Here is a 13,759-nt window from a genome sequence, read left to right on the forward strand (position 1 = left end):
AAGAGGAGATCTGGTTCTTATGATGATCGATCGGCAGGAATATAACATTAAAGGCTTATCTTACTCCATTAGATCAGCAGAGGAAAAGGATGCTGAGGCCTTGTCTTTACTACGTGTACAAATCGATGGGGAAACCGAGAACATGGATCGTGAAGAGGGTGAGGCGTATATCGACGCAGCCGGGTTTAGGCGGATCATCCATTTGGACACTGAGAAGTCACGGAATCTGTTCCTTGTTGCTGTGGCGGCGGGCGAGATTGTGGGATACTCCCGATGTGAAGGTACAGAGTTGAAGCGCTTTTGCCATAAAGTTGAGTTCGGCGTGTGTGTAGCCCGAGAGTTCTGGGGACATGGGATTGGTAAGAACCTGCTGGAGAAGTCGATAGAATGGGCAGACCAGACTGGTGTAGAGAAGATTGCGTTGAACGTGCTGGCATCCAACGATAAGGCAATCGAGTTATATCAAAAGAGAGGCTTCGGGATCGAAGGCATTTTGAAAAGGGATCGGCGACACACGGATGGACAGTATCACGACACGATAGTGATGGGCAGGTTCAGAGACTAATAGTATAAAAAGTGAAAGTAAAATCTATATAAGCCCACAGGATATGGAGTTCTATTGTTAGATTTGATACCGACATAATAGATAGCAGCGTTATTTAGTAGAAGTATTATGTTTCTTATCTTATAGAACGAATGTAATGATGATGAAGGAGACTGTTTACAACCTATATTGAGATAGATTAGACCAGTGAGTGTATATAGGGTATAGTAAAAGGATATTGCCATTGGAAAAAGAGATTATAAAGAAATTGAACTAGATATATAGTTGGCTTGGTAATGGGATATTTTACAAGTGGTAATTGTATTGTACATATGATATATTCTATATCCGGCCAAAAAACACGAGAAACAAAGTGTTGCAGGTGAAACAAATAAGCTTCGAAAGAAACTTAAAAAAAGAGCTTGCTAAGTTGGTTCGGAAGTGTTAAGATATAAAAGTTGCTGAGGAGAACAACGCTCGGTAACAAAATAAGTTTGATCTTTGAAAACTGAACAACGAGTGAGTAAACATTCTGCTTGCAGAATGAACGCGAAAGTTGAGACAAGCCTTGGCTTGAATTGACTGGAGCACAAATGAGATTTTTAATCTCGTCAGATTCAAAATGAGCTTATCGCTCTTTTCAATACTTTATTGGAGAGTTTGATCCTGGCTCAGGACGAACGCTGGCGGCATGCCTAATACATGCAAGTCGAGCGGAGTTGATAGGAAGCTTGCTTCCTTGATACTTAGCGGCGGACGGGTGAGTAACACGTAGGCAACCTGCCCTCAAGTTTGGGACAACTACCGGAAACGGTAGCTAATACCGAATAGTTGTTTTCTTCGCCTGAAGGAAACTGGAAAGACGGAGCAATCTGTCACTTGGGGATGGGCCTGCGGCGCATTAGCTAGTTGGTGGGGTAACGGCTCACCAAGGCGACGATGCGTAGCCGACCTGAGAGGGTGATCGGCCACACTGGGACTGAGACACGGCCCAGACTCCTACGGGAGGCAGCAGTAGGGAATCTTCCGCAATGGGCGAAAGCCTGACGGAGCAATGCCGCGTGAGTGATGAAGGTTTTCGGATCGTAAAGCTCTGTTGCCAGGGAAGAACGCTTGGGAGAGTAACTGCTCTCAAGGTGACGGTACCTGAGAAGAAAGCCCCGGCTAACTACGTGCCAGCAGCCGCGGTAATACGTAGGGGGCAAGCGTTGTCCGGAATTATTGGGCGTAAAGCGCGCGCAGGCGGTCATTTAAGTCTGGTGTTTAATCCCGGGGCTCAACCCCGGATCGCACTGGAAACTGGGTGACTTGAGTGCAGAAGAGGAGAGTGGAATTCCACGTGTAGCGGTGAAATGCGTAGATATGTGGAGGAACACCAGTGGCGAAGGCGACTCTCTGGGCTGTAACTGACGCTGAGGCGCGAAAGCGTGGGGAGCAAACAGGATTAGATACCCTGGTAGTCCACGCCGTAAACGATGAGTGCTAGGTGTTAGGGGTTTCGATACCCTTGGTGCCGAAGTTAACACATTAAGCACTCCGCCTGGGGAGTACGGTCGCAAGACTGAAACTCAAAGGAATTGACGGGGACCCGCACAAGCAGTGGAGTATGTGGTTTAATTCGAAGCAACGCGAAGAACCTTACCAGGTCTTGACATCCCTCTGACCGGTACAGAGATGTACCTTTCCTTCGGGACAGAGGAGACAGGTGGTGCATGGTTGTCGTCAGCTCGTGTCGTGAGATGTTGGGTTAAGTCCCGCAACGAGCGCAACCCTTATATTTAGTTGCCAGCACTTCGGGTGGGCACTCTAGATAGACTGCCGGTGACAAACCGGAGGAAGGTGGGGATGACGTCAAATCATCATGCCCCTTATGACCTGGGCTACACACGTACTACAATGGCCGGTACAACGGGCTGCGAAATCGCGAGATGGAGCCAATCCCAACAAAGCCGGTCTCAGTTCGGATTGCAGGCTGCAACTCGCCTGCATGAAGTCGGAATTGCTAGTAATCGCGGATCAGCATGCCGCGGTGAATACGTTCCCGGGTCTTGTACACACCGCCCGTCACACCACGAGAGTTTATAACACCCGAAGTCGGTGGGGTAACCGCAAGGAGCCAGCCGCCGAAGGTGGGATAGATGATTGGGGTGAAGTCGTAACAAGGTAGCCGTATCGGAAGGTGCGGCTGGATCACCTCCTTTCTATGGAGAATCGTTTCCCGAGTGGAAACATTCAAAACTGCAGCTTAGCTGCAAAACACTCACTCGTTGCTCAGTTTTGAGAGCTCAAACTCTCAAAACAGCTTGCTTTTGCATGGAGCTTGTTCTTTGAAAACTAGATATCGAAACGAAACAAACGCGAATTAGAACATTCCTTTTTAGCTGAACTTGTGTTAAACAAGTTTAAATAAAAACGGTAGTTAAATTGCTTTTGTGATGGTATTGAATGGGAGTGACTTTTGGCTTTGCGCAAGCAAAACAAGGGAAGCGAGCAGTCAAAACCGGAACAAAATGGTTAAGCTACTAAGAGCACACGGAGGATGCCTAGGCGCTAGGAGCCGATGAAGGACGTGGCGAACAACGAAACTGCCTCGGGGAGCTGTAAGCAAGCTTTGATCCGGGGGTGTCCGAATGGGGAAACCCAGCTGGGGTAATTTCCAGTTACACCTAACTGAATACATAGGTTAGTGTGAGGCATACCAGGGGAACTGAAACATCTAAGTACCCTGAGGAAGAGAAAACAATAGTGATTCCGTCAGTAGCGGCGAGCGAACGCGGAGAAGCCCAAACCAGAGAGCTTGCTCTTTGGGGTTGTGGGACGTCTCACATGGAGTTACAAAGGAACCGGTTAAGCGAAGAGGTCTGGAAAGGCCCGCCAAAGAAGGTAAAAGCCCTGTAGTTGAAAGTCTGTTCCCTCCGAGACGGATCCCGAGTAGTGCGGGGCACGTGAAACCCCGTATGAATCCGGCAGGACCATCTGCCAAGGCTAAATACTTCCTAGCGACCGATAGTGAAGCAGTACCGTGAGGGAAAGGTGAAAAGCACCCCGGAAGGGGAGTGAAATAGAACCTGAAACCGTGTGCTTACAAAAAGTCAGAGCCCGTTTTAGGGGTGATGGCGTGCCTTTTGTAGAATGAACCGGCGAGTTACGTTCCCGTGCAAGGTTAAGGTGAAGAGCCGGAGCCGCAGCGAAAGCGAGTCTGAATAGGGCGACTTAGTACGTGGACGTAGACCCGAAACCGGGTGATCTACCCCTGTCCAGGGTGAAGGTGCGGTAACACGCACTGGAGGCCCGAACCCACGCATGTTGAAAAATGCGGGGATGAGGTGGGGGTAGCGGAGAAATTCCAATCGAACTCGGAGATAGCTGGTTCTCCCCGAAATAGCTTTAGGGCTAGCCTCGGAAAACAGAGTCGTGGAGGTAGAGCACTGATTGGGTGCGGGGCCCGCAAGGGTTACCAAGCTCAGTCAAACTCCGAATGCCATAGACTTACTTCCGGGAGTCAGACAGTGAGTGCTAAGATCCATTGTCAAAAGGGAAACAGCCCAGACCATCAGCTAAGGTCCCCAAGTGTGTGTTAAGTGGGAAAGGATGTGGAGTTGCACAGACAACCAGGATGTTGGCTTAGAAGCAGCCATCATTGAAAGAGTGCGTAATAGCTCACTGGTCGAGTGACTCTGCGCCGAAAATGTAACGGGGCTAAACACACCACCGAAGCTATGGCTTGATGCTTTGCATCAGGGGTAGGGGAGCGTTGTATAAGGGTTGAAGGTGTACCGTAAGGAGCGCTGGACATTATACAAGTGAGAATGCCGGTATGAGTAACGAAAAGATCAGTGAGAATCTGATCCGCCGAAAGCCTAAGGGTTCCTGAGGAAGGCTCGTCCGCTCAGGGTAAGTCGGGACCTAAGGCGAGGCCGAAAGGCGTAGTCGAAGGACAACAGGTCGAAATTCCTGTACCACCGTAAGCCGTTATGAGCAATGGGGGGACGCAGTAGGGTAGTGACGCGGACTGATGGATGTCCGTCTAAGCAGTGAGGCTGATGTGTAGGCAAATCCGCACATTGTAAGGCTGAGCTGTGATGGGGAGCGAAAATTATAGTAGCGAAGGTCATGATCTCACACTGCCAAGAAAAGCCTCTAGCCAGGTGATGGTGCCCGTACCGCAAACCGACACAGGTAGGCGAGAAGAGTATTCTAAGGCGCGCGGAAGAACTCTCGTTAAGGAACTCGGCAAAATGACCCCGTAACTTCGGGAGAAGGGGTGCCCCGGTAGTGTGAATAGCACGAGGGGGCCGCAGTGAAAAGGCCCAAGCGACTGTTTAGCAAAAACACAGGTCTGTGCGAAGCCGTAAGGCGAAGTATACGGGCTGACGCCTGCCCGGTGCTGGAAGGTTAAGGGGAGTGGTTAGGGAGTAATCCCGAAGCTGTGAACCGAAGCCCCAGTAAACGGCGGCCGTAACTATAACGGTCCTAAGGTAGCGAAATTCCTTGTCAGGTAAATTCTGACCCGCACGAATGGCGTAACGACTTGGGCGCTGTCTCAACGAGAGATCCGGTGAAATTTTAATACCTGTGAAGATGCAGGTTACCCGCGACAAGACGGAAAGACCCCATGGAGCTTTACTGCAGCTTGATATTGAATTTGGGTACGATCTGTACAGGATAGGTGGGAGCCTTTGAAGTGTGAGCGCCAGCTTGCATGGAGGCAACGTTGGGATACCACCCTGATCGTATCTAGGTTCTAACCTGGTACCGTAATCCGGTGCGGGGACAGTGTCAGGTGGGCAGTTTGACTGGGGCGGTCGCCTCCTAAAGAGTAACGGAGGCGCCCAAAGGTTCCCTCAGAATGGTTGGAAATCATTCGAAGAGTGCAAAGGCATAAGGGAGCTTGACTGCGAGACCTACAAGTCGAGCAGGGACGAAAGTCGGGCTTAGTGATCCGGTGGTACCGCATGGAAGGGCCATCGCTCAACGGATAAAAGCTACCCTGGGGATAACAGGCTTATCTCCCCCAAGAGTCCACATCGACGGGGAGGTTTGGCACCTCGATGTCGGCTCATCGCATCCTGGGGCTGAAGTAGGTCCCAAGGGTTGGGCTGTTCGCCCATTAAAGCGGTACGCGAGCTGGGTTCAGAACGTCGTGAGACAGTTCGGTCCCTATCTGTCGTGGGCGTAGGAAATTTGAGAGGAGCTGTCCTTAGTACGAGAGGACCGGGATGGACGTACCGCTGGTGTACCAGTTGTTCCGCCAGGAGCACCGCTGGGTAGCTATGTACGGACGGGATAAACGCTGAAAGCATCTAAGCGTGAAGCCCCCCTCAAGATGAGATTTCCCAGTATGTAAGACCCCTTGAAGACGACGAGGTAGATAGGCTGGGGGTGGAAGTGCAGCAATGCATGGAGCTGACCAGTACTAATCGGTCGAGGGCTTATCCAATAGCAAGTGATAATTCGCATGTTTCGTTTCGAATCTAGTTTTCAGAGAACAACACTCTGAAATGTAAGCTACGCGTTTGGTGGCGATGGCGGAGGGGTTCCACACGTACCCATCCCGAACACGACCGTTAAGCCCTCTAGCGCCGATGGTACTTGGACCGCAGGGTCCTGGGAGAGTAGGACGCCGCCAAGCGAAACCCCATTGGGGTATTTTTTTTCGAAAATTGATAAGGGCCCTTAGCTCAGTTGGTTAGAGCGCACCTCTGATAAGGGTGAGGCCGGTGGTTCGAGTCCACCAGGGCCCATAGCAAGACCACAACAAGAAATACACCAGAGTATGGGGCCATAGCTCAGCTGGGAGAGCGCCTGCCTTGCAAGCAGGAGGTCAGCGGTTCGATCCCGCTTGGCTCCACCATTCCCTGATAGCTCAGTTGGTAGAGCACTCGACTGTTAATCGAGTTGTCACAGGTTCGAGCCCTGTTCGGGGAGCCAGTAAGGCCCGTTGGTCAAGGGGTTAAGACACCTCCCTTTCACGGAGGTAACAGGGGTTCGAATCCCCTACGGGTCATAATATGGAGGCTTAGCTCAGCTGGGAGAGCATCTGCCTTACAAGCAGAGGGTCGGGGGTTCGATCCCCTCAGCCTCCACCATATAAACTTTATAACGACGCGGGGTGGAGCAGCCCGGTAGCTCGTCGGGCTCATAACCCGAAGGCCGCAGGTTCAAATCCTGCCCCCGCAATTATACTTTCCTTTGAGAAAGTGATCTGGAACCGTGGTGTAGTTGGCCTAACATGCCTGCCTGTCACGCAGGAGATCGCGGGTTCGAATCCCGTCGGTTCCGCCATTTTTTAATGTAGTAAGGCTCGGTAGCTCAGTCGGTAGAGCAGAGGACTGAAAATCCTCGTGTCGGCGGTTCGATTCCGTCCCGAGCCACCATTTATAACACTATGTAATACGCCGGTGTAGCTCAACTGGTAGAGCAACTGACTTGTAATCAGTAGGTTGGGGGTTCAAGTCCTCTCGCCGGCACCATGTAATCCTGGAGGATTAGCGAAGCGGCCAAACGCATCAGACTGTAAATCTGCTCCCGTACGGGTTCGGTGGTTCGAATCCATCATCCTCCACCAGTTTTTCTATGAGTCATTAGCTCAGTTGGTAGAGCACCTGACTTTTAATCAGGGTGTCGAAGGTTCGAGCCCTTCATGACTCACCATTATATGCGCGTGTGGCGGAATTGGCAGACGCACTAGACTTAGGATCTAGCGTCTTTGACGTGGGGGTTCAAGTCCCTCCACGCGCATCCCTTATTTGCGGAAGTGGCTCAGCGGTAGAGCATCGCCTTGCCAAGGCGAGGGTCGCGGGTTCGATTCCCGTCTTCCGCTCCAATATTTTGCGCCCTTAGCTCAGCTGGATAGAGCGTTTGACTACGAATCAAAAGGCCGGGAGTTCGAATCTCTCAGGGCGCGCCATTATAACTTCATATTTTGCCGGCGTGGCGGAATGGCAGACGCGCTCGACTCAAAATCGAGTGGGAAACCGTGGAGGTTCGAGTCCTCTCGCCGGTATAGATAACGGGATGTAGCTCAGCTTGGTAGAGCACCTGGTTTGGGACCAGGGGGTCGCATGTTCAAATCGTGTCATCCCGATTGTTGTTATGCGGGTGTAGTTCAATGGTAGAACTTTAGCCTTCCAAGCTAATAGCGTGGGTTCGATTCCCATCACCCGCTTAAATATTGATAAGAAAGAGATGGTATTCACCGTCTCTTTCTTTTTTTTGCATTCACAGGCATATTGATCATAATTGTATACAAAGATCACGGATTATATGGCTGATTAGCATGTACCAGCATGTATCCCATCCTCATGATATATTTCCCCCCCTTTTAAGTCTGTTCTTAGTCATTATGGAAGTGTTCAAACAGAGAAGGTCTAGTGCATGTTCGAACACAAGAATATCTTTCCTTTACCGCATTTCATAAAAACGCTTACAAAAATAGCTTGCGTAAATCATTAACCTGTAATACCATATCAATTAAGCGCTTAACCTTTAGGGGTAAGGCGCTTAAACTTAACGTAGATTAAGCGCTTAACCCGTAAAGGAAAGGACGGCGATCAATTCATGAAAACAATTCGACTAACGATGGCTCAGGCACTGCTTCGATACTTGGATCAGCAATATATCTCGGTTGACGGGGTGGAAACCAAGTTTGTGAAGGGAATCATCGGTATTTTTGGACATGGCAATGTAACAGGCATTGGAGAAGCGCTGGAGCGCAGTCCGGGAAGCCTGACGTATATGCAAGGCAAGAACGAACAAGGCATGGTGCATACGGCAGCGGCTTATGCCAAGCAGAAGAATCGTAGACAGATCTATGCATGTACAACATCGATTGGACCTGGTGCTTTGAATATGATTACAGCCGCAGCTACCGCAACGGTGAACCGAATTCCAGTTTTATTGCTGCCTGGAGATAACTTTGCTACACGGGAACCAGACCCGGTACTTCAGCAGTTGGAAGTGAGCAATGATTATACAATCTCAGCCACTGATCCATTCAAAGCCGTCAGCAAGTACTGGGATCGCATTGTTCGTCCCGAACAGTTGATGATTGCTGTTACACAGGCCATGCGTGTGCTAACCGATCCAGCAGAGACGGGAGCAGTAACGCTCGCACTGCCGCAGGATGTGCAGGCAGAGGCGTACGATTATCCAGAATCGTTCTTTGCCCGCAAAGTACATTATCTGGATCGTCGCCCCCCGGTACAGGCAGCCATTGAGCGGGCAACGGAGCAGATTGCCCGAGGCAGTAAGCCGCTGCTCGTTGCAGGCGGCGGTGTGTTGTACTCTGAGGCATCCGCCCAGCTCGTGGAGTTCGCCGAGGCATTTGGTATTCCGATCGCCGAAACGCAGGCGGGCAAGAGCGCAATCTCTTGGGACCACCCACTAAATGTGGGGGCCATCGGGGTTACCGGCTCTCTGGCAGCCAATAGGCTGGCGAGAGAAGCGGATGTGGTGATCGGCGTCGGTACGCGGTTCTCGGATTTCACGACGGCGTCCCGCTCTGCTTTTCAACATCCGGAAGCTTCATTCATCAACATCAACTTGAACAGCATGGATGCAGCCAAGCTAGGCGGGGAAGCCATTCTGGCAGATGCACGCGAAGGATTGCAGGCTTTGCAGAAGGAATTGCAGGAAAGACAATACCGATGTGCATATGGCGCATCCGAAATCGCTGATCTCCGGGCTGAGTGGAATGCAGAAGTGGATCGGCTGTATGCAGCTCAACATGAAGCAGGGCTGGCACAGACTACAGCAGTTGGCATCGTTAACCGGACAATTGATCCATCCTCCGTTATTGTGTGTGCGGCGGGCAGTCTGCCGGGTGATCTGCATCGTCTGTGGCGTGCGGCTGAACCAAAGACGTATCACATGGAGTATGGGTTCTCCTGTATGGGGTACGAGGTAAGTGGAGCGTTCGGAGCAGCACTTGCCGAGCCGGATCGTGAAGTGTACGCCATGGTAGGGGATGGCAGTTATCTGATGCTGCATTCGGAGTTTGTGACCAGTCTGCAGGAACAGAAGAAGATGACTGTTCTATTATTCAACAACAATGGATTCCAGTGTATTCATAATTTGCAGCGGGAACATGGTAGTGACGGATTCGGCAATGAGTTCCGTTATCGGGAATCCGAGAGTGGACGACTGACCGGGGACTACATGCCAATGGACTTTGCTGCACACGCCCGAAGTATGGGAGCCAAATCCTATAGAGCGGAGACAGCAGAACAGCTGGAACAGGCACTCCGAGATGCGAAGAACGAAACAGTGAGTACGTTGATTGAGATTCCGGTCGTGCCTGGAACCAACGCAGGTGGATACGAGTCATGGTGGAATGTGGGTGTACCTGAGGTATCTGCCGAAGAAAAGGTAGTTCATGCTCATCAAACCATGCAAGCCAACCGTGCTAAAGCAAGACCGATTTAATCCAGTTTAATATAGTGAACCACAATGTTGAACGACAAAGGAGACGTGGAGCAATGAGCAAGCTGCCATTCCAGCTTGGGATTCATCCGATCAATTGGGTCGGTGAAGATGTGAAAGAGCATGGTGACGCGACAACGTGTGCACAGATTCTGGATGACATTCAGCGTCTTGGGCTGACAGGTACAGAGATGGGGCGTAAATATCCAACCGATCCTGATATATTGCGTGAGGAATTGAGTAAGAGGAATATCAAGCTGGTCTCCCAGTGGAAATCGGTACTTCTCTCCGATCCGGCGTATCGTCAGTCGGAGCTGGACAGTTATCGCAGACATGCGGAATTTCTACAATCCATGGGCAGTAAGGTGATTAGTACGGCGGAGGTAGGTGGGTCACTTCATTTTGATCCAAGACGTACTCCGCACGAAAAAGAAGTGCTCAGACTCAGTGAATCTGAATGGCATATCCTTGCTGAAGGATTGAACGAAGCAGGAGCTATTGCCCGCGAACACGGGTTGAAGCTCACATACCATCATCATGGAGGCACAGTGGTAGAGCAACCGGATGAGATTGATCGACTGATGGAGCTGACGGACCCTTCTCTCGTGTATCTACTCTATGACACAGGTCATGCCTACTATGGCGGAGCCGATCCACTTGAACTGCTGCGCAAACATTATGATCGGATCGCCTATATCCATCTGAAAGATATCCGCCCGCATGTGCTGGATGAAGCACGCGCGGAGCACTCTGACTTTGTCGGCTGTATTCGTAGAGGGGTGTTCACCGTACCAGGGGATGGATGCATTGATTTTGCACCAATTCTGCAGGAACTGATCACACGAGGGTACGATGGCTGGGCGATGCTTGAAGGAGAGCAGGACCCTGCGATTCATAACCCGTATGAGTATGCGAAGCGATCTTTGAACTATATGGAGTCGTTATACCAACACAGCTGATTCGTTTAGCATTGCAGCGGTCAGAGGCCACACCTATGAATTGAAAAAGGAAGAAGGCCAGCAAGAGTATAACGTTACGATTGGAAAATAAAACTGATTTACTCTAGCCGTTTACGAGTCCTTACGATGGAATGAGTAACTAGTCTAGATATCCATATACAACATGTAAAATCCCAACACAGAAAGGGGCTCACATGCAATGACCTATGTATCCTTTCCGGTATCCAGGAAGAAGGATTTCACCGCGATTGGCCGCTTGTGCATCGACTTGAACGCCAATGAGATCAATCGCCCGATGGAAGAGACGATGACGTTCACGAAGTATGTTGGCGGCTCTCCGGCCAATATTACGATTGGCATGTCCAGACTGGGTATGGAGACGGCTTTTATCGGTAAGATCGCGGGTGACCAGATGGGCAGATTCATCCAGAGTTATTTGGAGAAGAACGGCATCGACACATCGAATGTAGTTACAGATGACACCGGAGCGGTGACAGGGCTTGCTTTTACCGAAATCAAAAGCCCAACGGATTGCAGTATCCTGATGTACCGGGACAATGTAGCGGATCTGTTATTACAAGCGCAAGAAGTACAAGAGCAGTTGATTGCTGACTCCAAAGTGCTGCTAATCTCAGGCACAGCCCTCGCGCAAAGCCCATCCCGTGAAGCTGTATTACAGGCACTAACGTATGCGAAAAAACATGGCACAGTTATTGTGTTTGATCTGGACTATCGCCCATACACCTGGACATCAGATGAAGAGACAGCGGTCTATTACAACCTTGCAGCCGAGAAATGCGATATCATCCTGGGCACACGTGAGGAGTTCGACATGATGGAGACATTCGACCATAATCCGGATCATAGCGATCAGGTAACTGCACAGAAATGGTTTGATTTCTCAGCCAACATCGTTGTAATCAAACACGGCAAGGAAGGGTCCATTGCTTATACGCGTGAAGGGCTTTCCCACCGTGCGGATAGCTACCCGGCAAAAGTTGTAAAAACGTTTGGTGCAGGCGACTCCTACGCAGCCGGGTTCCTGTATGGATTGATGCAGGGTTGGACGATTGAGCGCAGCATGGCCTATGGCAGTGGCGCAGCAAGTATCGTTATTTCAAGCCACAGCTGTTCGGATGCAATGCCAACGGTCGAACAGGTAAATGACTACATTGAACGTTGCAATCGGGGCGAGATCACCGTGTCTTGAAGCTCGTTGCAATACTTTGAATAACACACTCATACAGATCTATAACAATGAACATGTTGAACATAAGGGATCACACATAAGCGAAGGGAGACAGGGCTATGGGAAAAGGAATTTCTGAAGCGTCTGCAACAGCGACAATGGTACAAAACTGGATCGGAGGTGCCTGGGTAACCCCAGTGTCAACTCGTACGGAGCCAGTGGTGAATCCGGCTACAGAAGAGGTTATTGCACATGTGCCACTGTCCGAACAAGCGGACGTGGATCTGGCGGTTCAGACAGCACGAGAAGCGTTCAAATCCTGGAGCAGCACACCGGTTCCACGCCGTGCACGTATTCTGTTCCGCTACCAGCAGTTGCTGGTTGAACATTGGGAAGAGCTCGCTCGCCTGGTGACACTGGAGAACGGTAAAAGTTATGCCGAAGCGTACGGCGAGGTATTACGTGGCATTGAATGCGTCGAGTTCGCGGCAGGTGCCCCGAATCTGATGATGGGCAAACAACTGCCTGACATCGCTACAGGGCTGGAGTCGGGCATGTATCGCTACCCGATCGGTGTTATTGGGGGAATTACCCCTTTCAACTTCCCGATGATGGTGCCGTGCTGGATGTTCCCGCTTGCTATTGCGTGTGGTAACACCTTTGTTCTGAAGCCATCCGAGCGTACACCGCTGCTGGCAGGCCGCTTGGCAGAGCTGTTCAAGGAAGCAGGGCTTCCGGACGGCGTGCTCAACATTGTTCACGGTTCGCATGATGTTGTGAACGGGTTGCTGGAACATAAGGATGTTCAAGCGATCTCCTTTGTCGGCTCACAACCTGTAGCTGAATACGTCTACACCACTGCATCCAAGCATGGCAAACGGGTACAGGCACTGGCTGGTGCCAAAAATCACTCCATCGTTATGCCGGACGCCGATCTCGATCTGACGGTGAAAGAGATTACGAGTGCAGCTTTTGGTTCAGCAGGGGAACGCTGCATGGCATGTGCGGTTGTTGTGGCTGTGGGTGATGTGGCTGACGAACTGGTACAAAAGCTGGTGGAAGCAGCAGACCGCATTACCATCGGTAACGGTATGGATGAGGGCGTGTTCCTCGGACCTGTCATCCGTGGACCACATAAAGAGCGCACACTCAGTTACATTGAAGCCGGAGAGCAGGAAGGCGCGGCTTTGATCCGGGATGGACGCAAAGATCAGGCAACAAGTGAATCCGGTTATTTTGTAGGGCCCACGGTATTCGACCAAGTTGAGAGCAATATGAAAATCTGGCAGGATGAGATCTTTGCTCCAGTACTCTCGGTAGCAAGAGTGTCTACGCTGGAGGAAGCCGTTGAGCTGGCGAACCGTTCCGACTTTGCCAACGGTGCGTGTCTGTTCACCCGCAGCGGGGCGAGTATGCGTCAATTCCGTGAAACGATTGATGCGGGCATGTTGGGAATTAACCTGGGCGTACCTGCGCCAATGGCATTCTTCCCGTTTTCGGGCTGGAAGAAGTCCTTCTACGGTGATCTTCACGCCAATGGCACGGATGGTGTTGAATTCTACACTCGCAAGAAGATGGTAACGGCGCGCTGGTAACAACCAGAGCATCACTCGGGCTAAGGGGAACGCCCAGCTCATATGGACG

5 protein-coding genes, 17 tRNA genes and 3 rRNA genes are annotated in these 13,759 nt (G+C 50.9%); all 25 read left to right on the forward strand.

The genetic code is table 11. From position 1 onward, the window contains the following. Positions 1-19: 19 nt before the first annotated feature. The 25 genes from AC4E8D_RS01500 (at position 20) to AC4E8D_RS01620 (ending at position 13,710) form a co-directional block, all read left to right on the forward strand. Entirely contained in the window at positions 20-565 is a 546-nt protein-coding gene (locus AC4E8D_RS01500; protein WP_221822242.1) for a GNAT family N-acetyltransferase, read from the forward strand. 627 nt (positions 566-1,192) lie between these two features. Further along, positions 1,193-2,745, forward strand: a 16S ribosomal RNA gene (locus AC4E8D_RS01505). A gap of 311 nt (positions 2,746-3,056) precedes the next feature. After that, a 23S ribosomal RNA gene (locus AC4E8D_RS01510) occupies positions 3,057-5,984 on the forward strand. Positions 5,985-6,059: 75 nt separating this feature from the next. Beyond that, positions 6,060-6,176: ribosomal RNA gene (gene rrf, locus AC4E8D_RS01515) — 5S ribosomal RNA — on the forward strand. The 16S, 23S and 5S rRNA genes sit together here with 17 tRNA genes alongside, the layout of an rRNA operon. A gap of 38 nt (positions 6,177-6,214) precedes the next feature. Continuing rightward, a tRNA-Ile gene (locus AC4E8D_RS01520) sits at positions 6,215-6,288 on the forward strand. Positions 6,289-6,322: 34 nt separating this feature from the next. Continuing rightward, positions 6,323-6,398, forward strand: a tRNA-Ala gene (locus AC4E8D_RS01525). 1 nt (position 6,399) lies between these two features. Further along, positions 6,400-6,475, forward strand: a tRNA-Asn gene (locus AC4E8D_RS01530). A gap of 4 nt (positions 6,476-6,479) precedes the next feature. Then, positions 6,480-6,551: transfer RNA gene (locus tag AC4E8D_RS01535), tRNA-Glu, on the forward strand. Between the two features lie 6 nt (positions 6,552-6,557). Then, positions 6,558-6,633: transfer RNA gene (locus AC4E8D_RS01540), tRNA-Val, on the forward strand. Positions 6,634-6,650: 17 nt separating this feature from the next. Next, a tRNA-Met gene (locus tag AC4E8D_RS01545) sits at positions 6,651-6,724 on the forward strand. A gap of 27 nt (positions 6,725-6,751) precedes the next feature. Next, positions 6,752-6,829, forward strand: a tRNA-Asp gene (locus tag AC4E8D_RS01550). A 16-nt stretch (positions 6,830-6,845) separates the two neighbouring features. Continuing rightward, a tRNA-Phe gene (locus tag AC4E8D_RS01555) sits at positions 6,846-6,921 on the forward strand. Positions 6,922-6,941: 20 nt separating this feature from the next. After that, positions 6,942-7,017 (forward strand) — tRNA-Thr (locus tag AC4E8D_RS01560). 9 nt (positions 7,018-7,026) lie between these two features. Next, a tRNA-Tyr gene (locus tag AC4E8D_RS01565) sits at positions 7,027-7,112 on the forward strand. A 10-nt stretch (positions 7,113-7,122) separates the two neighbouring features. After that, positions 7,123-7,198: transfer RNA gene (locus AC4E8D_RS01570), tRNA-Lys, on the forward strand. Positions 7,199-7,204: 6 nt separating this feature from the next. Then, positions 7,205-7,285, forward strand: a tRNA-Leu gene (locus tag AC4E8D_RS01575). 10 nt (positions 7,286-7,295) lie between these two features. Then, a tRNA-Gly gene (locus AC4E8D_RS01580) sits at positions 7,296-7,370 on the forward strand. Between the two features lie 7 nt (positions 7,371-7,377). Beyond that, positions 7,378-7,454: transfer RNA gene (locus tag AC4E8D_RS01585), tRNA-Arg, on the forward strand. 17 nt (positions 7,455-7,471) lie between these two features. Then, positions 7,472-7,550, forward strand: a tRNA-Leu gene (locus tag AC4E8D_RS01590). Between the two features lie 7 nt (positions 7,551-7,557). Continuing rightward, positions 7,558-7,631 (forward strand) — tRNA-Pro (locus tag AC4E8D_RS01595). A gap of 10 nt (positions 7,632-7,641) precedes the next feature. Further along, positions 7,642-7,712 (forward strand) — tRNA-Gly (locus AC4E8D_RS01600). Between the two features lie 392 nt (positions 7,713-8,104). Then, a complete protein-coding gene (gene iolD / locus AC4E8D_RS01605) occupies positions 8,105-9,970 on the forward strand; it encodes a 3D-(3,5/4)-trihydroxycyclohexane-1,2-dione acylhydrolase (decyclizing) (RefSeq protein ID WP_490205774.1) in 1,866 nt (621 codons plus the stop codon). A 53-nt stretch (positions 9,971-10,023) separates the two neighbouring features. Beyond that, positions 10,024-10,926, forward strand: coding sequence for a myo-inosose-2 dehydratase (gene iolE, locus AC4E8D_RS01610; protein WP_221824328.1), 903 nt, complete (start codon positions 10,024-10,026; stop codon positions 10,924-10,926). Positions 10,927-11,125: 199 nt separating this feature from the next. Beyond that, positions 11,126-12,136 (forward strand): 5-dehydro-2-deoxygluconokinase, encoded by a 1,011-nt coding sequence (gene iolC, locus AC4E8D_RS01615; RefSeq protein ID WP_047841171.1) that lies wholly within the window; start codon positions 11,126-11,128, stop codon positions 12,134-12,136. A 98-nt stretch (positions 12,137-12,234) separates the two neighbouring features. After that, positions 12,235-13,710 carry a CoA-acylating methylmalonate-semialdehyde dehydrogenase gene (locus AC4E8D_RS01620; RefSeq protein WP_313771506.1) on the forward strand — a complete coding sequence of 492 codons (1,476 nt, stop codon included), beginning with the start codon at positions 12,235-12,237 and terminating at the stop codon, positions 13,708-13,710. The last annotated feature ends 49 nt before the right edge of the window (positions 13,711-13,759 follow it).

The sequence above is a fragment of the Paenibacillus sp. SRL342 genome (genome assembly GCF_984798905.1).